Source organism: Pseudarthrobacter sp. BRE9, assembly GCF_031844305.1.
GTDB lineage: Bacteria > Actinomycetota > Actinomycetes > Actinomycetales > Micrococcaceae > Arthrobacter.
This window is the reverse complement of record NZ_JAUZUY010000005.1, coordinates 87,239-111,475: the sequence shown is the minus strand read 5'-3', so window position 1 is coordinate 111,475 and position 24,237 is coordinate 87,239. Positions and strand designations below refer to the sequence as shown.

Annotated in this window: 24 protein-coding genes; 14 read left to right on the top strand and 10 right to left on the bottom strand. The window is 66.8% G+C overall.

The features are described from left to right. Window positions 1-20: 20 nt before the first annotated feature. Both Q9R31_RS11655 and Q9R31_RS11650 read right to left on the bottom strand, forming a co-directional pair. Window positions 21-1,304: an NAD(P)/FAD-dependent oxidoreductase gene (locus tag Q9R31_RS11655; protein ID WP_311262888.1), complete on the bottom strand. Its 1,284-nt coding sequence runs from the start codon at window positions 1,302-1,304 to the stop codon at window positions 21-23. 2 nt (window positions 1,305-1,306) lie between these two features. Next, on the bottom strand, window positions 1,307-1,708 hold the full coding sequence (locus Q9R31_RS11650) for a TfoX/Sxy family protein (RefSeq protein ID WP_311262887.1): 402 nt from the start codon (window positions 1,706-1,708) through the stop codon (window positions 1,307-1,309). 228 nt (window positions 1,709-1,936) lie between these two features. Here Q9R31_RS11650 and Q9R31_RS11645 point away from each other — a divergent pair, with 228 nt between their 5' ends. The 6 genes from Q9R31_RS11645 to Q9R31_RS11620 all read left to right on the top strand — a co-directional run bounded on the left by Q9R31_RS11645 (window position 1,937) and on the right by Q9R31_RS11620 (window position 6,212). Beyond that, entirely contained in the window at window positions 1,937-2,443 is a 507-nt protein-coding gene (locus Q9R31_RS11645; RefSeq protein WP_311262886.1) for a hypothetical protein, read from the top strand. Then, on the top strand, window positions 2,440-3,666 hold the full coding sequence (locus tag Q9R31_RS11640; RefSeq protein WP_311262885.1) for an Nramp family divalent metal transporter: 1,227 nt from the start codon (window positions 2,440-2,442) through the stop codon (window positions 3,664-3,666). The genes Q9R31_RS11645 and Q9R31_RS11640 overlap by 4 nt, the downstream gene beginning before the upstream one ends. Then, window positions 3,663-4,073, top strand: a complete 411-nt coding sequence (locus tag Q9R31_RS11635) for a hypothetical protein (RefSeq protein WP_311262884.1) — start codon at window positions 3,663-3,665, stop codon at window positions 4,071-4,073. The genes Q9R31_RS11640 and Q9R31_RS11635 overlap by 4 nt, the downstream gene beginning before the upstream one ends. Further along, window positions 4,060-4,407, top strand: a complete 348-nt coding sequence (locus Q9R31_RS11630; RefSeq protein WP_311262883.1) for a PRC-barrel domain containing protein — start codon at window positions 4,060-4,062, stop codon at window positions 4,405-4,407. The genes Q9R31_RS11635 and Q9R31_RS11630 overlap by 14 nt, the downstream gene beginning before the upstream one ends. Window positions 4,408-4,608: 201 nt before the next feature. Continuing rightward, window positions 4,609-4,812 (top strand): cold-shock protein, encoded by a 204-nt coding sequence (locus Q9R31_RS11625; RefSeq protein ID WP_015936345.1) that lies wholly within the window; start codon window positions 4,609-4,611, stop codon window positions 4,810-4,812. 446 nt (window positions 4,813-5,258) lie between these two features. Continuing rightward, the gene (locus tag Q9R31_RS11620; protein ID WP_311262882.1) at window positions 5,259-6,212 is read left to right on the top strand and encodes a plastocyanin/azurin family copper-binding protein; all 954 of its coding nucleotides are present in this window, start codon (window positions 5,259-5,261) and stop codon (window positions 6,210-6,212) included. Between the two features lie 66 nt (window positions 6,213-6,278). Here the strand turns inward: Q9R31_RS11620 and Q9R31_RS11615 are convergent, their stop codons facing one another. Next, window positions 6,279-7,013, bottom strand: a complete 735-nt coding sequence (locus Q9R31_RS11615; protein WP_311262881.1) for an FCD domain-containing protein — start codon at window positions 7,011-7,013, stop codon at window positions 6,279-6,281. 191 nt (window positions 7,014-7,204) lie between these two features. Between Q9R31_RS11615 and Q9R31_RS11610 the strand changes: the two genes are divergently transcribed. From Q9R31_RS11610 to Q9R31_RS11600, 3 genes are all read left to right on the top strand, one after another. Next, window positions 7,205-7,750: a gluconokinase gene (locus tag Q9R31_RS11610; protein ID WP_311262880.1), complete on the top strand. Its 546-nt coding sequence runs from the start codon at window positions 7,205-7,207 to the stop codon at window positions 7,748-7,750. Window positions 7,751-7,785: 35 nt separating this feature from the next. Then, entirely contained in the window at window positions 7,786-9,189 is a 1,404-nt protein-coding gene (locus Q9R31_RS11605) for a GntP family permease (RefSeq protein ID WP_311262879.1), read from the top strand. A gap of 113 nt (window positions 9,190-9,302) precedes the next feature. Beyond that, the gene (locus tag Q9R31_RS11600; protein ID WP_311262878.1) at window positions 9,303-10,127 is read left to right on the top strand and encodes an SDR family NAD(P)-dependent oxidoreductase; all 825 of its coding nucleotides are present in this window, start codon (window positions 9,303-9,305) and stop codon (window positions 10,125-10,127) included. A gap of 14 nt (window positions 10,128-10,141) precedes the next feature. On the opposite strand, the gene Q9R31_RS11595 is transcribed toward Q9R31_RS11600, so the two are convergent. Then, window positions 10,142-10,948 (bottom strand): hypothetical protein, encoded by an 807-nt coding sequence (locus tag Q9R31_RS11595; RefSeq protein WP_311262877.1) that lies wholly within the window; start codon window positions 10,946-10,948, stop codon window positions 10,142-10,144. 131 nt (window positions 10,949-11,079) lie between these two features. Next, complete coding sequence (locus Q9R31_RS11590; protein WP_311262876.1) at window positions 11,080-12,489, bottom strand: PLP-dependent aminotransferase family protein; 1,410 nt, start codon at window positions 12,487-12,489, stop codon at window positions 11,080-11,082. On the opposite strand from Q9R31_RS11590, the gene Q9R31_RS11585 reads away from it, so the two are divergent. Beyond that, window positions 12,488-13,414 (top strand): DMT family transporter, encoded by a 927-nt coding sequence (locus tag Q9R31_RS11585; RefSeq protein ID WP_311262875.1) that lies wholly within the window; start codon window positions 12,488-12,490, stop codon window positions 13,412-13,414. The genes Q9R31_RS11590 and Q9R31_RS11585 overlap by 2 nt on opposite strands. 19 nt (window positions 13,415-13,433) lie before the next feature. After that, window positions 13,434-14,057: an FMN-binding negative transcriptional regulator gene (locus tag Q9R31_RS11580; RefSeq protein WP_311262874.1), complete on the top strand. Its 624-nt coding sequence runs from the start codon at window positions 13,434-13,436 to the stop codon at window positions 14,055-14,057. A 9-nt stretch (window positions 14,058-14,066) separates the two neighbouring features. Here the strand turns inward: Q9R31_RS11580 and rlmC are convergent, their stop codons facing one another. Continuing rightward, entirely contained in the window at window positions 14,067-15,194 is a 1,128-nt protein-coding gene (gene rlmC, locus Q9R31_RS11575; RefSeq protein WP_311262873.1) for a 23S rRNA (uracil(747)-C(5))-methyltransferase RlmC, read from the bottom strand. Window positions 15,195-15,374: 180 nt separating this feature from the next. Here rlmC and mmuM point away from each other — a divergent pair, with 180 nt between their 5' ends. Beyond that, entirely contained in the window at window positions 15,375-16,325 is a 951-nt protein-coding gene (mmuM, locus tag Q9R31_RS11570; protein WP_311262872.1) for a homocysteine S-methyltransferase, read from the top strand. A gap of 72 nt (window positions 16,326-16,397) precedes the next feature. Next, entirely contained in the window at window positions 16,398-16,748 is a 351-nt protein-coding gene (locus Q9R31_RS11565; protein WP_311262871.1) for a hypothetical protein, read from the top strand. 2 nt (window positions 16,749-16,750) lie between these two features. Here Q9R31_RS11565 and Q9R31_RS11560 read toward each other — a convergent pair whose 3' ends face one another. Beyond that, window positions 16,751-17,302: a dihydrofolate reductase family protein gene (locus tag Q9R31_RS11560; protein ID WP_311262870.1), complete on the bottom strand. Its 552-nt coding sequence runs from the start codon at window positions 17,300-17,302 to the stop codon at window positions 16,751-16,753. Between the two features lie 225 nt (window positions 17,303-17,527). Between Q9R31_RS11560 and Q9R31_RS11555 the strand changes: the two genes are divergently transcribed. Then, entirely contained in the window at window positions 17,528-17,959 is a 432-nt protein-coding gene (locus Q9R31_RS11555) for a hypothetical protein (RefSeq protein WP_311262869.1), read from the top strand. Window positions 17,960-17,962: 3 nt separating this feature from the next. Here the strand turns inward: Q9R31_RS11555 and Q9R31_RS11550 are convergent, their stop codons facing one another. The 3 genes from Q9R31_RS11550 to Q9R31_RS11540 form a co-directional block, all read right to left on the bottom strand. After that, complete coding sequence (locus Q9R31_RS11550) at window positions 17,963-18,871, bottom strand: diguanylate cyclase (protein WP_311262868.1); 909 nt, start codon at window positions 18,869-18,871, stop codon at window positions 17,963-17,965. Then, window positions 18,868-21,873 (bottom strand): response regulator, encoded by a 3,006-nt coding sequence (locus tag Q9R31_RS11545; protein WP_311262867.1) that lies wholly within the window; start codon window positions 21,871-21,873, stop codon window positions 18,868-18,870. Before Q9R31_RS11545 ends, Q9R31_RS11550 begins: the two co-directional genes overlap by 4 nt. Before the next feature lie 133 nt (window positions 21,874-22,006). Beyond that, window positions 22,007-24,145: a putative bifunctional diguanylate cyclase/phosphodiesterase gene (locus Q9R31_RS11540; protein WP_397428236.1), complete on the bottom strand. Its 2,139-nt coding sequence runs from the start codon at window positions 24,143-24,145 to the stop codon at window positions 22,007-22,009. Window positions 24,146-24,237 lie beyond the last annotated feature (92 nt).

The following is a 24,237-nucleotide window of genomic DNA, read 5'->3' as shown; positions in this document are numbered from 1 at the left end:
CCAATCACTTTCGCTGGCTGTTATGTCCGGGTCGCTGTTCGCTCCCGCGCCGCCAGGTGTTCCGTCACGTACTCGGCGTCCGGGCCCACGCCCACCAGGGTGGCGGAGATGTGGCGCGTGAGCCAGGGGAGCCCGACGGCGTAGAGGCCCGGCTGCTCCGTCACGCCTTTCACATGGCGGGGGTAGTTCCACTCATCCAGGAGCGGAAGGTCCAGGATGCTGAAGTCCAGTGCGTAACCCGTACACCAGATGACGGAGGTGATCCCTTCTGCCGCAAGATCCAGGCGGGCGCCGGACTCTGCCGGCAGCCAGTGATCCGCCTCCGGCTTCTCGGCTTCGGGGGCGTCGATCCCGGCTGCCCTGATGTACGCGTCGGCCAGCAGCTTGAGCCGCTGCCCGAATCCCGCCTCCACCAGCCCAAGGCGCTGGGGGAGGTCATCCGTGAAGACGAGGTCGTCGTCGTGCAGGCCCTCAAACCGGCCGTGCAGCCGGACGCCGCGCCGGCCCAGCCCGCGGAGGTGCACGCTGTGGCCACCGCCGTTGCCGGACAGCAGCGGGTTGCACATGAAGCGTCCGGCGGGGGAGGGCAGCTGGTCCACCAGTAGCGCGTTGATCCCGTACCCGGGACCGTGGACGTTCACCGCCACGATCCAGTGGAAGATGTCCTGGCCCCGGTACCGGCGCGGCGCTTCGGGGCAACTGGACACGGACAGGTGCACGGTGCGCCCGGCGTCGAGCAGGTCCTCGGTGATCTGGCCGCCGGACTGTCCGGTGCCCACCACCAGCACCGCGCCCTCCGGGAGCTGCCCGGGCTTGCGGTACTCATGGCTGTGCAGCTGCAGGACGTCCGGGGACAGGCCGACGGCGGCCCGCGGGATCCGCGGGCGCTGGAACGCGCCGCTGGCCAGCACCACGTTCCGGGCGGCCCAGGTGCCCCGGCCCGTTTCGAGTGTGAACCCGGTGCCGGCCGGGGTGATCCGGGTGACATCCGTGTCCAGCTCCACCGGGGCGTGGATGTCCTGTGCGTAGCTGCGGAAGAAGTCGACGGTGGCGTCGCGGGGGATGAATGCGTCCGGTTCCGGCCCGTCATAGGAGGTGCCCGGCAGGGCCAGCGAAAAGTTGGGCGTATTCAGGTAGAAGGATTCCCAGCGGTCCAGCCACGCGCCGCCCAGGGCTGGCCGCCGCTCCAGGAGCCGGTGCTCCACGCCGCGCTGGGCCAGCCAATAGCTTGTGGCCAGCCCGGCCTGCCCGGCGCCCACCACCACCGTGTTGGTCTCTTCACGGGACACTGCGGGGGCGGACATGGCTACTGGGCCGCCCGGGACGTCCTGGCGGCCCTTGCTTTGGGCTCTTTGGGCTCTTTGGGCGGCAGGGACGCGGCGTAAGCCAACGCCTTTTCGGCCCAGGCCCGCGCCCGGGTGTCATCGCCGTCGCCCTCTTCATTCCAGACCTCCGGCAGCCCGGTGTAGCCGCCCATGGGCCGCTCCGCCGGCCCGAACGGCACGGTCCGCTCGGATGACTCCAGCATCTCCTTGTCCTCGGGCGAGAGCTTCACGCCGATGGTGGACCCGAACAGCCCGGCGAACATGTTGCCGTTGACGAACGCGCCGAGGTTGCCGAACATCGGCTTCACCACCACCCCCGGATGGTCGGGAACCACGCGCCGGAACCGCTGTTTGTCTTCCTCGGTTGCCTTGGGCATCTCCATGGCTGCATCTCCCGGTGTTTGGGGTATCTCCGCAGGATCTGGATGCAGGATATGCCCATTCGCAGACGCGGTCGAGGGTCCGCGGATGCTTGGGTCCGGAAGGCAAGAAATCCCGGCCTGAACAGGTCAAACTTCCCGGCGGAGTGCTATATATAGCTCAAGGCAACCATTTTTTGGCTGCCCGCCAGGTCGCATGGATCCGGGAGTTTCCGGGGGCTGGAGGCCACGGTGCTGAACACGCCGTCCTCCGCCCCGGCCCGAAGGATTCCCGCGCAGGCCACCACGTTCCCGGCCAGGCCAGCCCACAGGCTCACGCTCCTGGCCCTCGCCGCGCTCGCCCTCCTCACCGGCTGCGGCGGCACCACCGCCGAGTCGGTGTCCACAGCCGTGAAGGACAGCTTCTCCGCCGTCGCCACCGCTCGGATCGCGCTCCGGCAGGACATGGACGGCAAGCTCACCAAAGCGGCCCTGTCCACCGCCGTGGACGACGAACTCAAGGAAGTCCAAAGCAGCAGGAGCACGGTCCTCAACCTCTCGCCGGCCACGCAGGAGGACCGCGCTACGCAGCAGCAGGCACTGGACGTGCTGGACCAGTGCGCCACGGCGTTCGCCACGGCGCGCGCCGCGCTGGCAGCGAACGACGGCGGCGCCCCCTCCCTTCCGGACGGTGACAAGGCGCTCGCGGACGCGCAGGACGCCCTGAAGCAGCTCGAAGGCAAGGTGGGGTCAAAGTGAAACGCCTCCTCGGCGTCGCGCTCGGGGTCCTCACCGCCATCGGCGGGTTCGTGGACATCGGGGATCTGGTGACCAACGCCGTCGTCGGGTCCCGCTTCGGCCTGTCCATGGTCTGGGTGGTGGCTGTCGGCGTGGTGGGCATCTGCCTGTTCGCCAACATGTCCGGCCGGGTGGCTGTCGTGTCCGGCCGCGCCACGTTCGAAGTGATCCGCGAACGCCTCGGCGCGCGGGCCGGCCTGGCCAACCTTTCGGCGTCGTTCCTGATCAACCTGATGACCGTCACCGCCGAAATCGGCGGCATTGCCCTGGCCCTGCAACTGGCCAGCAGCGTGTACTACCTGCTGTGGATTCCCGTGGCGGCGGTGGCCGTGTGGCTGGTGATCTGGCGGGTGCGGTTCGCCATCATGGAAAACGTCACGGGCCTGCTGGGGCTGACGCTGATTGTCTTTGCGGTGGCGCTGTTCCTCCTCAAACCGGACTGGGGAGCACTCGCCGGGCAGTTGGCGCCGGCGGTGCCGGAGCAGGAGACGGTGTGGACGTACAGCTACTACGCCATTGCCTTGTTCGGTGCGGCCATGACCCCCTATGAGGTTTTCTTCTTTTCCTCCGGCGCTGTGGAGGAAGGCTGGACCGTGAAGGACCTGCTGCAGGAGCGCATCAACGTCCTGGTCGGTTTTCCGCTGGGCGGCCTGCTGTCCGTGGCCATCGCCGGGTGTGCCGCCGTGGTGCTCCTGCCCGCCGGTATTTCGGTGACGTCCTTGTCCCAGGTGATCCTGCCCGTGGCGGAGGGGGCCGGGAAGCTGGGGCTGGCGTTCGTGCTGGTGGGCATCGTGGCCGCAACATTCGGCGCCGCCCTGGAAACCACGCTCTCGTCCGGGTACACCCTGGCCCAGTTCTTCGGCTGGTCCTGGGGAAAGTTCCGCCGCCCGGCAGAGGCCGCCCGCTTCCACCTGGCCATGATTGTCTGCCTCGTGATCGGCATGGCCGTCCTGGCCACCGGCGTGGACCCGGTTCAGGTGACCGAATACTCCGTGGTGTTCTCCGCCATCGCCCTGCCGCTGACGTACCTGCCCGTCCTCATCGTGGCCAACGACCCCCAGTACATGCACGAGCACGTGAACGGGCGGGTGGTGAACGTGCTGGGGATGGTCTACCTGGTGATCATCCTGGTGGCCTCCCTTGCCGCCATCCCGCTCATGATTGTGACAGGAGCCGGCTCATGACACCGCCGTCCAGTCCGCTGCCGCCGGCCCCCCGTGTGGCCGGCCGCATCCTGGACGCGCAGCTGCACCTCCTGGACCGGCAGGTCCTGGACCACGACGGCGTCCCGGTCACCACCGTGGACGACCTCGAGGTGAGCGGGCCTGCTATGGACGTGGAGATTCCGCAGGGGGCGGCGCCCCCGGTCATCACCGCCCTGCTGACCGGGCCGGTGCTGGGGACACGGATCTTTGGCGGCAGGCCGCCGTCGTCCCGTCTGATCCGCATCCCGTGGAAGGACGTGGCGGAGGTGGGCGTGGTGGTGCGCCTTGGCGTGGGCGGCGAGCCGCTGGACGCCAGCTGGGTGGAACGCTGGGTGCGGGACAAGATCATCGCGCGGATACCGGGAGGCCGCCATGATCCTCGGTGATCTGCTAAGTACCCCTGTCCACGACGCCGACGGCGGACGGCTGGGCCGCGTGGCCGACGCCCGGTTTGTGCTGGACGGGGCACCGCACCAGCTGATGGCGGAGCCGCGGCTGCTCGGGCTGGTGGTCAGCCCACACAGTGTTGCCTCATTCCTGGGATACGAGCGGAACGGCCTCACCCGGCCCTGGCTGCTGGCCCGGATACTCCGCTGGCGGCACCGCGGCTCGTTCCTGGTGCTGTGGGAGGACATTGCGATGGTGGGCCCGCGCTCGGTCCGGCTCCGCCCCGGGTTCACCCGCTACAGCACGGTTCTGGAGGAGGACGGGCAGGGTTAATGGCGCTGAACAGGCGCGGAATTAGGTGTGGGCGGAATCTCCTGTAGTGTTGAGCCTGTTGTTGTGTTTATGCAGTTGGTAGTTCAGGCAGTACGCACGGTCGAAAGTCCGTGTTCTTCTGAAGTAGCGGTTTTTGAACACCCCACGCCGGAGGGCCCGAAAGTCGGGATTTTCCCTCCACCTTCACGAAGGACAAAAATAATGGCTACTGGTACCGTCAAATGGTTTAACGCTGAAAAGGGCTTCGGCTTCATCTCCCCGGACGACTCCTCGCAGGACGTTTTCGCGCACTACTCCGCGATCAACTCCTCCGGCTTCCGCTCCCTCGAAGAGAACCAGAAGGTTTCCTTCGACACCGAGCAGGGCCCCAAGGGTCCCCAGGCCACCAACATCCAGGCTCTCTAATTTTCTAGGGTTCCGGGACCGTTAGGTTTCCAAGCAGGGCTTGCCGTTCATCGGCAGGCCCTGCTTTTGCTTAACCCAATTGTGTCAATTTGTTGATTTCGCAAGCCCGTCAATGGCCCTGCGGCTTGAGCAGCATTTTCCTTAGCCTTGCCGTCTCGACAAGCTCCAACGGCAGGAGCACTCTTGAAGTGCACGCGCCTTTAGCATGCAATCCAGCGCCGTGGGCGGCGTCTGGAAAATAGGTTAAAACCTGCGCGGCACCAGTTGGGGTGGTGCATGTCCGGCGCGAAAGCGGCCGGCACTGGCTGCCCGCGCTCCCCGGCATCGGCAGCCGGCACCTGCACTCCGAAAAAACAGTGGCCGGTTCGGCCAGGCATGCGCATAGGTTGGATCGGCTACAGCTGCATATCGGCATCTATCAGTTCGCCGTTTGAGAAAGCATTGCTATGAAGCACTATCGGGGAATCACACCGAGATCGAAGAAACTGGCATTTATTGTCGCATTCGTTGTTGCGCTGTTCGCCTCGCTGGCCGCAGCCGGTCCCGCATCCGCCGACGGACGGGGCCACCGTAACTGGCAGGTCCAAGTGGGCTCTGAGTCCTGGGACCAGGAGATCCAAGGCATGGCGTTCCTCCCGTCAGAGATCTTTATCAATGAGGGAGACACCATTCATTGGCGGGCAAACTCCGCCGAAATCCATACCGTCACGTTCCTGGCGTCGGGCCAGTCGCTGCAACCATTCGATCCGTTCAACGACGATGAGCTGCAACAGCGCGGAAAGAATCACTATGACGGAAAGTCCTACTACAACTCGGGCATCATGGCCAACGTGGACGTGCCCGGCTTCCCGACTGTCAAGGACTACAGCCTGACGTTCCCCTGGAAAGGTGACTTCACCTACTACTGCCTGGTCCACGGCATGGTGATGAAGGGTGCCGTCCATGTGCGGGATCGTGGGACGGACTACCCCTACAGCCAAGCGGACTACGATCGCAGATCAGCGGCGCAGGAGCATTCCATCATTCGCGACGGCGAACGGCTCGACGAATCCCTGGCGCACCAGGCCACCAACCATATGGTCATCGCCGGCGGTGACGACGGCGTTGCGATGGTCATGCGCTTCGTCCAGCCGACTGTCACGGTGCACCGTGGCGACTGGGTGACCTTTGCGAATACAGGCATGGGCGCTCCCCATACCGTCACCTTTGGTACCGAGCCGGCGGACATTTTCGCCCCATCGGGCACGCCTGGGAATTTCACCGGCGGTGACCTTAACTCTGGATTCATGCCTGCCGGGGCGGTCTTCAAGGTGAAGTTCCAGACCGAGGGAACGTTCAGGTACATCTGCGCGCTCCATGACTACATGGGCATGGTGGGCAAGGTGAGGGTCGTCGACTGACGCCGACCACATTCGCGGTCCGGCTGGGGCGCTTGCCCCGGCCGGACCGTTTGCTTTTAACAGGAGTCAGTGCAGCCCCATCGCCTCCCGCACCTCATCGAGAATGTGCTGCATGGCCTGTTCAGCCGCCGCGGTATCGCCACCGGCCACGGCCGACGCAACCTCCTCGTGCGCCTGCAGCGCCTCGCTCCTCGGCTTGAACGGCATGAGCCCCTGCCGCGTCCGGCTGGTCAGGACCTCCGCAATCATCCCTTCGAGCGCACGGAACATTTCGTTCCCGCAACTGCGCAGCAGCAGCTGATGGAACGCGATATCGGCGGCCAGGAAGGCCTGGAGGTCACCGGCCTCGCCCAGGCGGCGGAGGTCAGCGGCCAGGGAGACGAGCCGGGCACGCTCCGCGGCGCTGGCCCGGCGTGCCGCGCCCGCCGCAGCGATGGGTTCGACGGCGATGCGTAGCTCGGTAAGGCTGCTGTACTGCAGCTCCCGGCGGTCCGAGGCCAGCCGCCAGCGCACCAGGTTCGGGTCGAAAACGTTCCACAGTGATGGCTCCTGCACCACGATGCCGACGCGCCGCCGCGAGTAGACCAGGTTCATCGACTCCAGGACCTTCATGGTGTCCCGGGCAACGGTCCGCGAAATCCCATACTCGTGCTGGAGCCCTTCGAGGGTGAGGCGGCTGCCCGGGGCGAGTTCCCCGGAGGCTATGGCTACCCCTACCGCCTCAATGACCCGGCCCTGCGCAGCGGGGGAGGGCCCGCCGTCGTGCACTTCATCGCTGTCCTGAACTGTCGCCGTCGACATTCTTTTCCCCGTTCCGTTACGCGCCGCTGCGCCTCTCAAGGATAGCCGGAATAGGGCTAAAGGTATGACTTGTGACACTAATAGATAGCATCTTTGGTCAAGAAAGGTGATACCTTATCGCTTGGCCCGATAAACGCCGGGCCGCAGCGAGCTTCTTCGAAAGCCAAAGACGTCTTCTCCGGAGGTATGACATGCAGTATCCAGCCACGCACCTGGTGGTCATGGGCGTTGCCGGTTCCGGCAAATCCACCCTGGCGGCCGCCCTGTCCCAGCAGCTGGGATGGGCCTGCGCCGAAGCCGATGAATTCCACCCCGAAGCGAACATCACCAAGATGAGCCAGGGGATTCCACTCCAGGACGAGGACCGCTGGCCCTGGCTCGAGGAGATCCGCAGCTGGATGACCGCGCAGGCCGCCGCCGGCAAGAGCACTGTCCTCACCTGCTCCGCGCTCAAGCGTGACTACCGAGAGCTGCTCGCCGGCGCCGAAGGCCGCGTTATCTTCCTCCACCTCGACGGCGGCGCGGACCTCATCAGCCAGCGGATGCAGGGGCGGGTGGGCCACTTCATGCCGCCCACCCTGCTGCCCAGCCAGCTGGCAACCCTTGAGCCGCTCAGCCAGGAAGAGCTGGACGCGGGCAGCGTCCGCCTCGACATCTCGCGCTCACCCGAAGAGCTGGTCGCCGCCGTCGTCCAGGCCCTCAACCTCCCCTCCGGCCAGGCGCCCCAAGCGTCCTGACCCCCAGTCCCCAAACCCTGTTTCAAAGGAGAACCATGACCATCGAAGGATGGACCCAGACGATGGGCGCAGCCCCCCTGCTGCTCATCGCCGCGGCGGCAATTCTTGTGCTGCTGTTCCTGATCATCCGGCTGCGGATGCACGCCCTGATCGCCCTGATCCTCATCAGCCTCGCCACCGCCTTCGCCACCGGCATCCCCGCCAACCAGGTGGTCCCGGTGCTGGTCAACGGCTTCGGCACCACCCTGGGGACGGTGGCACTGCTGGTGGGCCTGGGCGCGATGCTGGGCCGGATCGTGGAAACCAGCGGCGGCGCCAAGGTGCTGGCCGACTACCTGATCGGCGTCTTTGGTGAAAAGCGCGCGCCGTTCGCCCTGGGCCTGGCCTCGCTGATCTTTGGCTTCCCCATCTTCTTCGACGCCGGCCTGGTGGTCATGCTGCCGGTGGTCTTCGCCGTCGCCCACCGGCTGGGCGGGGGAGTGCTGCGGTACGGCCTTCCCGCCGCCGGCGCCTTCTCGGTGATGCACATTTTCCTGCCGCCGCACCCCGGTCCGGTCTCCGCGGCCGCCTTCTTCGACGCGAACATCGGCCTGGTGCTGATTGCCGGCCTCATCACCGCCATCCCCACCTGGTACGTCACCGCCTACCTGTACGGCCTGTACACCGGCCGGAAGCTGGTCCTCCCGGTTCCCGAAATCCTGGGCCACGCCAGTGCCGACGCCGAGGCGCACCCGCCGAGGTTCCGCACCATCATCGGGCTGCTGCTCTTGCCACTCGGGCTGATCTTCCTCAACACCGGGCTTAACACCCTGGCCTCCGCAGGTGCACTGGATGAAGCCGTTAAGAAGGAACAGTGGTTCCAGATCCTGCGGACGATCGGTGAGACCCCGGTGGCGCTGCTGATTGCCGTGCTCGCGGCGCTGTTCGTGCTCGGCACCCGCCGCGGCCGGGACGCCGGGGCGCTGGAGAAGCTGCTCGAATCCTCCCTGGGACCGGTCTGCTCCGTCATCCTGATCACCGGTGCCGGCGGTATGTTCGGCGGCGTCCTGCGCACCTCCGGCATCGGCAAGGCGCTGGCGGATGTCCTGGGCAACCTGGGGATCCCGCTGATCCTGGCAGGGTTCCTGATCTCCGCCATCCTGCGCATCGCCCAGGGCTCGGCCACTGTCGCCCTGACCACCACTGCGGGCCTCATTGCCCCCGCTGTGGCAGCGGGCGGACTGAACGGCATGCAGATCGCCGCCATGGTGATCGCGGTGGCCGCCGGATCCGTGGTGGTTTCCCACGTCAACGACTCGGGCTTCTGGCTGGTCGGGCGGTTCTTCGGCATGGACGTCAAGACCACCCTGAAGACCTGGACCGTGATGGAAACCCTCATCGGCGTGATGGGCTTCGCCGTCGCTGCGGCCATCTTCCTGGTGGCAGGCGTGGCGGGCTGACCCCTCGCAAGCTGTGGCGGCGGGGCGGCCGGTGGGAACACCGGCCGCCCCGCCGTCGTTGTTCCCCATGGTGTGCTTTCCATGTGCGCCACCCGCCGACCAAAGGACACCCCTTGACTCCTCGCACCATCGTGATTACCGGCGCCAGCGACGGCATCGGCGCGGCAGCCGCACGGACGCTGGCCAAGGCAGGGGAGCAAGTGGTCGTCGTCGGCCGTTCAGCAGTAAAAACCCGCGCCCTTGCCGGGGAGATCGGCGCAGACTTTTACCTCGCCGACTTCGCCGACCTGGCCCAGGTGCGCGAACTCGCCGCCACGCTCCAGGAAAAGTACCCCCGCATAGACGTCCTGGCCAACAACGCCGGGGGCATCATGGGCAAACGCACGCTCACCGTGGACGGCAACGAATCCACGTTCCAGGTCAACCACCTGGCGCCGTTCCTGCTGACCACGCTCCTCATGGACACGCTCACCGCCAGCAACGCCAAAGTGATCAACACCTCCAGCGGCGCCAACAACTTCGGCAAGCTGGACCTGTTCGACCTCAGCGCCGAGCAGGGCTACAGCACCAACCGCGCCTACGGCACCGGCAAGCTCGCCAACATCCTCTTTACCTCCGAGCTGCACCGCCGCTTCCATGACCAGGGAATCACGACGGCGGCATTCCACCCCGGCGTGGTCCGCACCAACTTCGCGGCCGAGTCCGGGAGCCCGTGGCGGCACGCGTACACCACCTTGCTGAACCGCTTCATGCTCAGCCCGGACCAGGGTGCCGACACCATGCTCTGGCTCATCAACGGCACCGCCGGCACGGACTGGATTTCCGGCGCCTACTACGCCAAGCGTGCACTGGCCAAGGCCAACGCGCAGGCCTACGACGCCGAGCTGGCGCGCGGCCTGTGGGAGAAGAGCGAAGAGCTGGTCAAGGCCTTCGTCTAGTCCTGCCGTTCGTCCTACCGTTCGCAGGCGACGCCGTCGTGGTCCGCGTCCAGCCCGTAGATGTCGCTGCCAATAACCTGGATGGGACCGCGCACGTAGGCAGGCCCGTTGCCGCTGCCGCCGGCGCAGTCCACGTCGGAGGCAATGGGAACGCAACCTGAATAGTTCGGGTCGCAGCCCGGATTGGTGCCCGGAACGGCAGGCGCAACTGGAGCCGGAGGCGCAGGGGCCCTTGCGGCCGCATCTGCCGCTGCCTTGGCTGCGGCTGCCTGTGCTGCCGCAGCCTCCTGGGCCGCTTTCGCTTCGGCGGCTTGCCGGGCAGCAGCCTCTGCGGCGGCTGCGTCAGCGGCTGCCTTGTCTGCCGCGGCTTTGTCAGCTGCCGCTTTATCGGCGGCGGCCTGATCTGCAGCCGCTTTGTCCGCGGCGGCTTTGTCTGCCGCTGCCTTTTCCGCGGCTGCGGCTGCCAGCTTCTCGGTGACCCGCTTGGACTGCGCGGCGTCCAGCCACACCAGTCTGCCGGCTTCGTCCTTGGTGCACACGTAGGTTGTGCCGGCAGAAACCTGCTGCCCGTTCTCGGAGGTGCATGGTGTATCGGCAATGGGTTTTGCCGTGGGCGTTGTGGTGGCGGATTCGCTGGCGGGGCCGGCAGCGGCGGTCAGCGAGGCCTGGGGTGCGCCGCAGCCGGCCAGCAGAAGCACGACGGCGGCAGCGGCCCCCGCGGCCAGCCCTTTGTTTGAGCCCTTCCGCCGGTCCACGTGTGCGGCCAGCGTGTCGTGCTGACGACAGGTACGAGGCGTGAAAAGGCTGTGGTTGGCAGGCATGGTTCCCCCAAATGCGTGTGCTGGATATGGATTGCACGGCCAGCGTAGCTACGCTCACTTGGGCGGAACGGGTTAAGCGCAAATCTTGATGTATTCCTGCGCCCCCCTTGCAATTTCGGGCTCTGTTGCCCTTATCCCTGCCTGGCCAGGGCCTCGCCGATCACGCGCGCACCTTCCTGGTAGGCGCCCGGGTTCGGGCCCGAGTAGTTGAGCCGGATGAAGGCGCCGGCGGGCTCGGCCGGGAACCACTCAGTGCCGGCGGCGATGATCACCCCGGCGTCCTCGCAGTCCCGCACCAGGCGCGGGAGATCAGTGGCATCGGGCAGGCGGAGCCACAGGTTCAGTCCACCCTTGGGCAGGGTGTCGATGTGGGCCTGGGGGACGTGTTCGCGGATGCTGGTGGCCAGAAGATCGCGGCGTGACTGCAGCTGCTGGCGGAGGCTTCGCAGGTGCGTCTGCCACCCGGGCTGCGTCACCACGTCCAGCGCGGCGGCCTGCAGGAGCCCGCTCACGTACATCGATTCAGCGGCGCGCTGGCCGAGGATGCGTTCCCGTGCCGGTCCACGGACAACCACCGCAGCGATCCGGATGGCGGTGGAAACACTCTTGGTCAGGGACCTGATGTACACCACGTGTCCGGAATCGTCGCGGGTGGCCAGCGGAACGGGATCCGAGGTGATGCCGAAATCGTGGGCCCAGTCGTCCTCCACCAGGAACGCGCCATGCCGGCGGGCCACGTCCAGGATCTCGTCACCCCGGCCTGCCGCCCACTGCGCCCCGGTGGGATTCGAATAGTTGGGCTGCACGTAGAACGCGCGGGCCCCGGTCTCGGCAAAGGCGCGGTCCACCTCCGCAGGGTCCGGCCCGTCCGGACCGGTGGGCACCGGAACAAGCCGGACCCCGGTCTGCGCGGCGGCAAGGATTGCGCCCCAGTACGACGGCGACTCAATAAGCAACGGCTGTCCCGCGCCCACCAGCGCACGGAAGATGGAGCTGAGCCCGCTCTGGCTTCCCGGCAGCACCACCACATCGTTCGGGGTGGGAGGCGTGATCCCTACCGGCGTGGCGGATCCCAGTTCCTGGGCGAACCATTGCTGCAGCTCGGGCATGCCGGCGGCCGGCGGACGTGACAGTGCTGCGTCGCCACGGGCAGCACGCGCGAGGGCGGCGCGGACCAGCCGTTCCGGCAGCAGCTCGCGGTCTGGGTAGCCGGAATGGAACCAGATGGCGTCCCCGGGAACGTTGCGCATGGTGCCCGACGACGACGGCAGCGGGGACGACGGCGACCGCAGGGCAGCGGTCTGCCAGCCGTAGTCCGAGGGGCGTGCGGTGCGCACGGCACGGACGAACGTCCCTACGCCGGGCCGGCTTTCGATCAGCCCCTGGGAGGTCAACGCCTGCAGCGCCTTCTGCACCGTCACCGGGCTGGCCTGGTACTCGGCCACGAGCTGCCGGGTGGGCGGCAGCCGCGCCCCCGGGGCCGCATGGGCAATCCATTCGCGGAGCGCCGCAACGATCCGCGAACTGCTATCGTTATTCATGAAAGAACATAGTAGCGCTACTGTCCCGAATCCCCCAGTGATACTGCCGCGAAAAGCCACCGGAATCTGGTGGGGCCTGCTCGGTGTGGCGGCCTTCTCCTTCACCGTTCCGTTTACCCGCGTGGCCGTCGCCGGCATCCCGCCGCTGTTCATCGGTTCCGGCCGTTCAGTTGTGGCCGCTGTCTTTGCCGCTGCCGCACTGGCCGTCACCCGGCAGCGGCTGCCGCAACCCCGCATGTGGCTGCGCCTGGCGCTCGTGGCCGGCGGCGTCGTCGTCGGCTTTCCGCTGTTGACGTCCTACGCACTTACGGCCGTACCGGCAGGGCACGGGGCCGTGGTCATCGCCCTCCTGCCGGCCGCCACGGCAACAGTGGCGGTCCTGCGCACCGGCGAGCGGCCCCCGGCCGCGTTCTGGGCAGTGATGGCGCTGGGCTCGCTGGCCGCGATCTCCTTCGCCTTCCTGCAGTCCGGGGGAGCCGGGCACCTGCACTGGGCCGACCTCCTGCTGCTCGGCGCCGTGGCCTGCGCCGCGGTGGGGTACGCGGAAGGCGGCCTGCTGGCGCGCCAACTTGGCTCATGGCAGACCATCGCCTGGGCGCTGGTCCTTGCCGCCCCGGCCATGCTGGTCCTTGCCGTACTCTCCGTCCTGGACCAGCCGCCGTCGGCCACGCCGGTGCAGTGGGCGGCGTTCGCGTACCTCGCCGTGGTCAGCATGTTCCTGGGCTTCTTCGCCTGGTACCGTGGCCTGGCCATCGGCCCCATGGCGCAGGTGAGCCAGATCCAGCTGCTCCAGCCCGTCCTCAGTATCGGCTGGGCTGCGCTCCTGCTGGGGGAGGCGCTCACCTGGACCACCGTCATCGCCGCCCTCGCCGTCATCCTCTGTGCCGCCGCGGCCGTCCGCGTCCGGCTCAAACCAGCCCTCTAACCTTCTGGAAGGAATTCCCATGTACATTCCCGCCCATTTCGCTGCCAGCCCGAACGCCGTCCAGGACCTCCTCGCGGCTCCCGGTGCGGCCAACCTGGTCACCATGACGGACCAGGGCCTGCTGGCAACGCTGCTGCCCTTTGCCTTCAACCCGGCCGTGGGGGAGTACGGCGCGCTGCAGGCCCACATGGCGCGGAACAACCCGCAGTGGTCCACGGAGCCATCCGGCGAGGCCCTGGCCATCATCCAGAGCCCGGACGACTACATCTCGCCGTCGTGGTATGCCTCCAAGGCCGAGCACGGCCGCGTGGTCCCCACCTGGAACTACAGCACCGCTCATGTGTACGGCCAGCTGGTAATCCATGACGACGTCGGCTGGCTGGCCAGGCACGTCCGGCACCTGACGGGCCTGCACGAGAACGGCCGGAAGGAGCCCTGGGCCGTGGACGATGCGCCGGAGAAGTTCATTGCCGGGCAGCTGCGGGCGATTGTCGGCGTGGAACTGGTGATCACCCGGATCGAGGCGAAGGAAAAACTGAGCCAGAACCGCTCCGACGCCGACGCCGAGGGCGTGGCGGCGGGCCTTCGGGCCGGCGGGCGTGAAGCCGCCGCGGCCGCCGTCGAACGCGTGCGCAGCAGGTGAGCCGGGGACCTAAGCGGCCCGTTCCAGCAGCACCATCACCTCGTAGTGCGTGGTCTGCGGGAACATGTCCAGGACGCGGGCGCGCCGGGCGGTGAAGGAGGGGAGCGCGGCCAGGTCGCGGGCCAGGGACTGGGCGTTGCAGCTGGAGTACACCACGTGCTGCACGTCCGACGATTCCAGCCAGCCGCACAGCTCCTTGCCAATGCCGCGCCGGGGCGGGTTCACGATCACCAGGTCCGGGGACTGTTTGCTGGTGAGGGCAAACGCGGTGGCGTCGCCGGCCTGGAAGTCCATCCCCTTCAGGCCGGCTTCGTCACTGCTGATCCGGGCGGACACGATCGCTTCGCTGCTGGTTTCGATGCCCGTGACCGTCCGGTGCGGGGCGGCGCTGTGCAGGGCGAAGCCGCCCACACCGCAGTATAGGTCCCACACCGAGGCCGGTGCCAGTTCGTTGACCCACTCGCGCCCCTGGCGGTACAGGGCGGCTGCCATTTCGGTGTTGGTCTGGAAGAAGCTTTGCGGGCGGAGGTGCAGGTTGATGTCGTTGACCCGCATGTTAAGGGTGGACTGCCCGGTCAGCAGGATCTCCCGGTCGCCTTCCAGCACCGCTTTGTGTTCCGGGTGCAGGTTGACCGAGACCACCTTCACCTGCGGCAGGGCTTCCAGGAGTTCGGGAAGGTGCTTCCGTATCCGCGGCACCACCTGGTCCGAGCGCAGGACCAGCCGGAGCATGACCTCGCCGTCCGGCGACTCAGTGATGATGACGTGCTTGAGCTCGCCGGTCCGGCGCGGAACGTCGTAGGGCGTCAGGCGGACCCGGCGGATGAAGTTTGCCAGCACCGGAAAACAGGCCCGCAGGCCGGGGGAGCAGACGCCGCACTTGCGCAGGTCCACGCCGTGGCCCTCGGCATCGAGGATCCCAATGGTGGGATTCTGCGCGGTCCCGCCAATCACCATTTTGGCCTTGTTGCGGAAGCCGGATTCCTGGCTCGCCACCGGCGGCAGCCATTCGAGCCCGGTGTGGCCGGACAGGAGTGTCTGGCAATGCAGCTGTTTGCCGGCCAGTTGCTCACCGTAGGGCATGCCCATGTGGGTGCAGGAACGGCAGGTGCCGGCATCAAAGTAGGAACAGCGCATGACCGGACAAGTTTACCCGGTGCGCCATCCCGGCCACGACGTGGAGGTACGACGGCGGCACCTGGCCAGGTGCCGTCGTCGCCCTTTCCATGTCCGCTGGAACGATGCGGGACGCTTATCCGTCGGACTGCCTGAGTCGTTCCAACCACCTCGGCGGGGGCCGATGCCTATAGTGATCACGTGCCTCCCACTTCACAGCTGTCCGCAATACTGGAATCGGGCGCGTCCTTGGTTTCCGACGGCGCCCTGGCGACGGAACTTGAGGCCCGTGGCTGCAACCTGGACGACCCCCTGTGGTCGGCCAAAGTGCTGCTGGAACAGCCAGGCCTCATCAGGGACGTCCACCGCGACTACTTTGCGGCCGGCGCCAACATCGCCACCACCGCCAGCTACCAGGCCACGCCCCAAGGCTTTGCCGCGCGGGGGATCTCCGAACAGGAAGCCCTGGACCTCGTTGCCCTGTCCGTCCAGCTGGCGGCGGAAGCGCGGCAGGAGCACCTGGCCCAGCATCCCGGCGCCGGGCCGCTGCTGGTTGCCGGCTCTGTGGGCCCCTATGGCGCCTACCTCGCCGATGGTTCCGAATACCGCGGAGGCTATGTGCTCAGCGGCGCGGAGTTCAGGGAGTTCCATGCTCCCCGGATCACCCCGCTGGTCAACGCCGGCGTGGACCTCCTGGCCTTCGAAACGCTCCCTTCCTTCGCCGAAGCCGAAACCCTGCTGGCCCTCAGCCGGGAACACGGCGTCGACACCTGGTTTTCCTTTTCACTGCGCGACGGCGGGCATATCAGCGACGGAACTCCGCTCGCCGATGTGGCCCGGCTCCTTGACGGGCAGCCCCACGTCGCCGCTGTGGGCGTGAACTGTGTCCCGCTCCACCTGGTCACCCCGGCGCTCGCGGCACTGCGCCTGCACACGGACAAGCCGTTGGTGGCCTACCCCAATTCGGGGGAGACCTACGATCCCGGGACGAAGACCTGGAGCCAGGACCTGGCGGGAGTAGCTGGCGCCCCCGCCAGCCTTGGCTCAGGCGGCCCTGAGTGGCGGACGCTTGGCGCGCGCATCGTGGGTGGCTGCTGCCGGACCACGCCACGCGACATTGCCGGATTGGCCGGGCCGGCAGGCAACGCGTAGCCCCCTGCAAGTGCGCCGGTCCGGGGAACACTGCCGACTCCACAGGTGTTAAACCCTATGGAGAAACGAACGATGGACAACAGAACTTACACGGCACTTGTCGTACCGGCCGGCAATTCCGACCCCATCCGCATCGAGCAGGTGGCAGCGGACCTGCAGGTCCTGGAAGCCCTGGTGGGCGGCCCGCTGGAATCAGTGATCCGCGGTGACTGGCATGTCTACCTGAACGCCGAAAGCGTCATTATGCTCCTGCCGGTGAACTTCCGCGCCGGGCAGCTGATGCACGAATGCGGCCTGGACCTTGACGGGATCCGCGGCACGGCGGTGTTCCTTGGCCGCGGCGAACACGGGGGCGAAGCAGACATCCCGGACCACCTGGCCCGGCTCGCGGAGGAGCTTTTCGGGGCGCCGCTGGCCGCGTGACCCTAGTCCCCGCGGACCCCATAGGTACTCAGCACGTTGCCCTTGCTGGTGGTGGACTGGTCCTGCAACTCCAGCCGGGTCAGCGGGTCGCCGTCCTGGAACAGCCTGCGGCCGCTGCCGGCGATGACCGGGTGCGTCATCAACTGCAGCGAGTCCAGCAGCCCGGCGAACAGCAGCTGCCGCACCACGGAGATGCTCCCGCACACGGCGATCTCGCCGCCGTCGCGCTCCTTCAACCCGGTCACGAACTCCTCGAGCGGTGCGTCCATCAGCTGCGAATTCTGCCACTCCAGCGGACCGGTGAGGGTGCGCGAGGCAACGAACTTCTCCGTCGGGTTAATGAACGCGGCGAAGTCCTGGTCTGCCGAGGCATTCGGCCAGTAGCCAGCCCACTCCTCGTAGCTGACGCGGCCCAGGACCACGGTGTCCACGGTGTTCATCATCCTGGTCAGGCCCGCACCGAGTTCCTCGTCGAAGCTGTCGAACTGGAACTTGAAAGGTTCGGACACCACCCCGTCCACGGAGTGGAACAGGCCGGCAGTGACTTTGCGCATGGAAACCTCCAGTTTTCGAGCGGACAGGCTTTACGGTATTCGCCCAATGCCCTTCCGGGAAGGGTGCAGGGCCCCCCGTTCTTGGCCCGGCAATACGTACGACGGCGGGTGGTCGCGTTAGCTTGATCACTCGCCGTGTTGTCTTGCGCAGTTTCCTGCCTGCCGGACCCCATACTTGTTTTTGAACGGCTTTCGCCGTCCCCCCGGCCAGGCAGGAGGAAGTGCATGGAAACCCTGAAAAAAGTCGTGACCAACCAGTATTTTCCTGCCGGCGCCGTATTGACGGCCGTGGTGCTGTTCTGGGTTGTTGGCCTGCTCGGCGGACTGTCCCTGCTCAACAACAACCAGCCGCCCCTGACCACCCTGACCTGGATGCTGTTCGTCTACGGTGCCGCTGTGCTGACTCCGCTCGCAGGGCTGCTTGCCGCCGTCGACCTGGTCCGCCGTTGGCGCCGCAACCGCGCCGCCGGGTCCGCACCCGTTGCACACACTGATCCTGCAGCAGCTGATGCCGCTGACGCCACGGCCTCGACGCCGCATCCTGCCGGGCCGGCCGAGACAGTGGACCAGGCGTCCAATGCGCCAGCCAGTGCTGAGCAGCGGCAGCCCGGCCAGAAGTCCCCGCAGAAGAAGTCCGGCGGAAAAAAGGCCGCATAGCACCTACCGGGCCAGCATCACCCGGTTGCGTCCGGCAGCCTTCGCCGCGTACAGCGCCGCGTCGGCTTCCCTTAACAACGTTTCGGCACTGACAACATGCCCGGCTGAGAACGCCGAAATTCCGGCGCTGAGCCGCAACTGCCCCGACGGATCGCCGGCATGGGGTATTGCCAGGTCCCGTACCGCACTGAAGGCCCGTTCCATGAGGGCCTTGGCCCCGTTTACCCCCTGGCGGGGAAGCACCAGCAGGAATTCCTCGCCCCCGAACCGGTAGACACCGTCAGTCCGGCGCGCCTGTGCCCCCAAGGCCGATGCCACGGCCCGCAATGCGAGGTCGCCGGCCTGGTGACCGTAGAGGTCGTTGTAGCTCTTGAAGTTGTCAACGTCGCACATCGCCAGGCTGTACTCCTCGCCATGGCGGGTGCTGCGGGCGTGCAGTTGCTCCAGGTCCTCGGAGAGCTTCAACCGGTTATGCAGTCCGGTCAGGGGATCGGTTCGCGCCTGCTCCGAGAGGACTTTCCGGTAGTGGGCGAGGTCCGCGTGAAGAGTGGTAACCCGCAACGCCACCAAGAGCCGGGCATGCAGGACGAAGGGGTCCAACGGCTTGGTGACGTAGTCGTCAGCGCCCGCCTCAAGCCCGGACAGGATGTCGTCGCGCGATCCCTGCGAGGTCAACAGCACGATGTAGGTGTACAGCTCGGCTTCCTCTGCGCGTATGGCACGGCAGAGCTCCAATCCGTCCATCCGGGGCATCATCCGGTCGGTGACCACCACGTCCGGCCGGTGTGCCTGGAACAGGGTCCACGCCTCGCCGCCGTCCGCAGCTGCCACACATTGATGTCCGGAGCGTTCGACGGCGGCCCTGGCTACCAGAAGCGACCCCGGATCGTCGTCCGCCACCAGTACTTTCATTGGTCCCCCTTCACCGCAACCTCCAATTCGGCGTCCAGTCGCCGCAGCTCAGCCTCGAGCCGGCTGACCAGTCCGGCGCCGTTGCCGGGGCGCCCGCTGCGGCCCAGTTCTTCGAGCTCGGCACAGACGGCAACCACGCCGCCGGCTCCGATGTTTGCCGCGGATCCCTTCAGGGCGTGGGCGGCCTGCATCAGAACCTGGCTGTCGCCGGGCACCGCTGCGCGCAGCGCCGCCACGCGCACCAGGCTATCCCGCTGGAAAGCCTTCACCGTTGCCCGCAGCAACGCCCCTCCGTCGTCCTGGCCCAGCTCCCGAAGGACGGCGAGGCGGTTCTGGTCCAGTGCGGGCCCCTGGCCCGCGGGGGCGGCGGGTCCTCCGGTGACAGCCAGAGGCTGCGGGAGCTGCCCGGGAACCCAGCGGGCCAAGGCAGCTTCCAGGGCAGCCCCGTCCACGGGTTTGGACAGATAATCATCCATGCCGGCGGCGAGGCAGCGTTCCCGGTCTCCGTCGAGGGCCCCTGCGGTCATGGCAATGATGGGCAGCCGGGTTGCACCGGGCCGGCGGCGGATCTCGCGGGTTGCCTCGAAGCCGTCCATCACCGGCATGTGGCAATCCATGAGGACGGCTGCGTATCTTGTCGCCGCCGTCGCCGCGACCGCTTCGGCGCCGTTGGACACCACGTCCACCGCGTAGCCGAACTTTTCGACTGTAGCGCGTGCCACCAGCTGGTTCACTTCATTGTCCTCCACCACCAGGATCTGCCCGCGGTGCGGTCCGCGGCCCTGCGTCTGCGCAGGTTGGGGCGGCCCTGCGTTGCTCCAGGATTGCGGCATCCCCTCCCGGGTCGAGATCAGGCGGACCAGCCGGTTGTAGAATTCCGAGCTGCGCACAGGTTTCATCAGCCACTCGCGGACGCCGGCGGCCGCAATCTCTACCGGGTCCACCTGCATGGTCGAGGTCAGCATGATCAGCTCCATGCTGGCAAGTGCCGGGTCGGCCTTGATGCGCCGGGCCAGCTCCAGGCCATCGGTGTCGGGCATGCAATAATCCAGGACGGCGAGGTGGAAAGGTGCTCCGGCCTGCCCCGCGGCACGGGCCAGTTCCAACGCAGCCGTTGCATCCGGGACGGATTGCGGTTGAAGGCGCCAGCCCCGGAGCTGTGATTCGAGGACCAGGCGGTTTGTGGCGTTGTCATCCACCACCAGGACGCGGAGGCCGTTGAGGAAGCCGGCGGCCGGCACAGGATCAGTGGACGGGGGTGCTATCGGCAGCGGCAGCCGGAACCAGAATGTGCTGCCCTGGCCCGGGGCACTGTCCAGCCCGATGGCACCGTCCATCACAGTGGTCAGGCGCCTGCAGATGGCCAGGCCGAGACCCGTACCGCCGTAGCGGCGGGTGGTGGAAGCATCCGCCTGGGAGAAGGATTCGAACAATTTCCCCTGATGTTCCGCGCTGATGCCAATGCCGGTGTCGCGGACCTCGAAGTGAATCGTTGCGGTGCTTCCGGGGCCGGCGCCGGGGTCCTGCGTCGTGACCCGGATGGAGACCTCACCGGTCGTGGTGAACTTCACGGCATTCGAGGCAAGGTTGAGCAGTATTTGCCGGATCCTGCCGGAGTCGCCCTGCAAACGGGCAGGAACGTCAGGCTCGCAGTAGGCGATCAGCTCCAGGTTCTTGGCCAGTGCCGGTTCGGCCAGCAGGGCGGCCACCTCCTCCACGAGGACCCTGGGGTCGAAGGGGCGGATGTCCAGGTCCACCTTTCCGGCCTCAAGCTTCGAGAAGTCGAGGATGTCGTTGATAAGGGCAAGCAAGGATTCTCCCGCACCCTTGACCCCTTGCGCGTACTGACGCTGCGTCTCATCCAGCCCGGTTTCCAGAAGCAGCGCGGTCAGCCCGACTACGCCGTTCATCGGAGTACGGATTTCGTGGCTCATGGTTGCCAGGAATTCGGATTTGAGCCGGCTGGATTCCATCGCCGCCTCCCGCGCCGCCTCAAGTTCCACGGTGCGGGCTGCCACTTCATTCTCAAGTCCGCCAGTCAGGCTGATGTTTTCGAAGACGATCAGCACCTGCCGGACCAGCACGGAGGCAAGCACTGCGGTTCCCACCACGATAAGGAACGGATCGAGCTCGTGCAGGTGCGGCCCGGCGAACAGGAGTACCGCGAGGAGGAGGGGAACGTATGGAAGCAGTTCCAGCGCCAGGGTGTATCCCTTGCGGTCCGGGCCGGTGTTCTCCACGTACGGTGCGGCAGGCGCCAAGGCGATGAGGAGGAAGGCTGCTATCCAGCCCAAGGCAAGCGGTGACCCGGTGGTTCCCGTCACGCCGTCGAATGTCATCCGCACGTAGATGCTGTCCGTCACGGCCAACACCACCAACCCGCCGCCGAAGCACAGCCAGGGCAGGCGCTCACCCGGCTGCCGCCGCATGGCCAGGACCAGAACCAGGGACGTGATCACCAGATCCACCACGGGGTAGGCCATGCCCGTCAGTCGCGTCAGTGGATCCCCGACGGAGTTGAACGCGGGGCCAAGAGCCGTGTACCAGCTGACCACCAGCACCGAACCGGCAACGACACCGGCGTCCATGACCGCCCGAAACAGCACCACGGGAGTGCCGGCGCGCCGTTTGAACGAGAACAGTGCCATGACAGCGGGCACCGAGTAACCCAGGAACAGGGCGTCTGCGAGCGAGGGAAAGGGGTAAACGTGGTCGTTCAAAAGACCGTAAAACGCGTAGACCGCCATACCGGCTGCCCACACGAAGGAAGCGGCAGCCATGAAAGTCCAGGCCTTGGCGTTGGGGCCCCCGCGTGCACCGGCGCGCGCGCAACTCGCCCCGGCCACCAGGGACGCGGCCAAAATGAGGAAGTCGCCGGAAACGAGGGCGGCCGGTGTGCCCCTGAAGGCTGCCAAAAATATTCCGAGTCCGGCAAGCACCAGCGCTGCCGGCACGAGCCGGCGCCACAGCTGCAGCGCGCCGCTGCCAGGACGGTGTTCCAAGAGACCAGAATGAGACACGGAGACCCCTTCCCCAGATTGCGCCCGAAGCCCAAAAACTGGGATGGACCCGCCGGAGACCTCGGCGGAGACGCACCCTCATGTTATCCCGGACACGTCAAGAAAGGGCCGGAAATCAGCGCCCCTTCAAAGCGTTGAGGGCCTCTTCCGCGTGATACAGCGCCTGCTCAAGCCGGTCGCCAGGCTCCGGTAACGAGAACAGGTAGCCCTGCAGCGAATCGCACTCCAAGGCCGTCAGGTAATCAGCCTGCGCCGCGGTCTCGATTCCTTCAGCAGTGACGGTCAACCCCAGGCTGTGGGCCATGTTGATCATGGAGCTGAGAATGGGCAGGCGCTCGTTGCCGGTCCGCACCATGGACACGAACGACCTATCGATCTTGACGGTGTCCACAGGCAGGTCCTGCAGCCGCCCCAGCGAGGAGTAGCCGGTGCCGAAATCATCCAGGGCCACCCTGGTCCCGGCGTCCCGCAGCATGCTGAGCTGCCGGATCAGGCTGCAGTCGGCGTCGAAAAACACGCTCTCGGTAACTTCCATGACCAGCTGGTAAGGGGCCACACCGCTGGCTTTTGCCATCCTCAACACGGTCTCGGCAAAGTCCGGTTCCTGCAGCTGGACGCCGGAAACGTTGACGGCCAGGGACCGCGACGGGTCCTCGCTGAGCCACCGCGCCAGCTGCACCATTCCGGAGGCCATCACTTCGGCTCCGATCTCGCTGATCAGCCCGGTGCGCTCGGCAAGCGGGATGAAGATCGACGGCGGCACCCGCTCGCCGCCGCGGTCCCACCTGGCCAGGGCCTCCAGTTGGACCACCTGCCCCATGCGGTGCGACACGATCGGCTGGAAGTCCACGGTGATTTCGCCGCGCGGAACGGCCAGCCGCAGCCCGCTCTCCATGTGCGTGCGCTGCACCAGTGCCTGCATCATGTCCGGGTGGAAGCGCAGGAACCGGTTCTTGCCGGCCGCCTTGGCCGCATACATCGCGATGTCGGCGTGCCGCAGCAGTTCCGACGGCCCGACGCTGTCCTGCCCCAGGGAGGCCAGGCCCAGGCTCAGGCTCGGCCGGAGGACGGTGCCGCCGATGGTGACCGGAACGTGCAGGCAGCGCACGATGCACGCTGCGATGGCGTCGGCGTCCGGGCAGGCAGTCAACAGCACCACGAACTCGTCACCGCCCAGCCGTGCAACAACGTCAGCTGTAGGGACGCAGCCGCGGAGGCGGCGTGCCACTTCCATGAGCATGTCATCGCCCGCCTGGTGACCCAGGATGTCGTTGACCTCCTTGAAGTCGTCCAGGTCAAGAAGCAGGACATCCACCGTCTTCAGCCGCGGTTCCAGAAGTGCTTCGGCCAGGGCGTCATTGAACACCGCTCTGTTCGCAAGCCCGGTCAGCGGGTCCTGGAACGCCATCGCCCGCAGCTTTTCAGCCTGGACGGCCAGGTCCATCATGGCCCGGTGTGCCTGCTCCTGCGCTTTCCGCCGGGGCGTGACATCGCGGAAGCTCCACACCCGGCCCACGATTTTTTCCCCCACCCGCTGGGGGCGGGAATACCGTTCATAGGTACGCCCGTCCCTGAACTCAACAACGTCATGGCTTTCCGCGGCCGGGTCCTGATGAAGTTCCCCCAGCCGGGCGGTGAAGGCCACAGGGTCTGCCACCTGCTCCACGACGAGCTGCATGGCCGGTTCATCGCTGTCGGCTTCCATCAGCTCGGGCGGGATGCCCCACATGGTGAGGAATTGTTCATTGAATCCGGCCACCCTGCCGTCATTGCCCATGACAAGGATGCCGTCGGCAGTGGATTCAAGAGTGGCTGTCAGCAAGGACATGGCCTCGCGCAAATCCTCGCCCGGGGCTTTGCGGTGTGCCGTGCCGCGGGCGGAAAGCAGCAGCCGGGCTCCGGCTTGCCCTGCGGTTGGCTGGGGGAGGAGTGCGGCTGCCACCTCGATGGGAAATTCGGTGCCGTCGCCGCGCAGTCCCCTGATCTCACGGGGAGGTGGATGCCCATCCGGCTGTGCAAGGAGCTGGTGGAACAACTGGCCCACCTCGTCGCGGAAGCCCTCTGCTATCAGTGGGCGGTGGTCCCGGCCGGTAAAAGCCTCCTGCGGTAGGTCGAAGAGCCTCGCCGCTGCCGGGTTGGCGGCAAGAATAATGCCGTCTGCGTTCAATGCCAGCAGTGCGTCCGGGCTCGCGTCCATGACCACGCCAAAAGTTTGTAATGCCACAGCGTTGCCACGGCCCATAAAACTGGTCATTTAAACACCCCTTGGCCATCATAAAGGCCATGCGCCGGAATTGGGCGGGTACGAGGGGCAGCAAATTGGACCGCGCTGGACGTAGAAAGCGC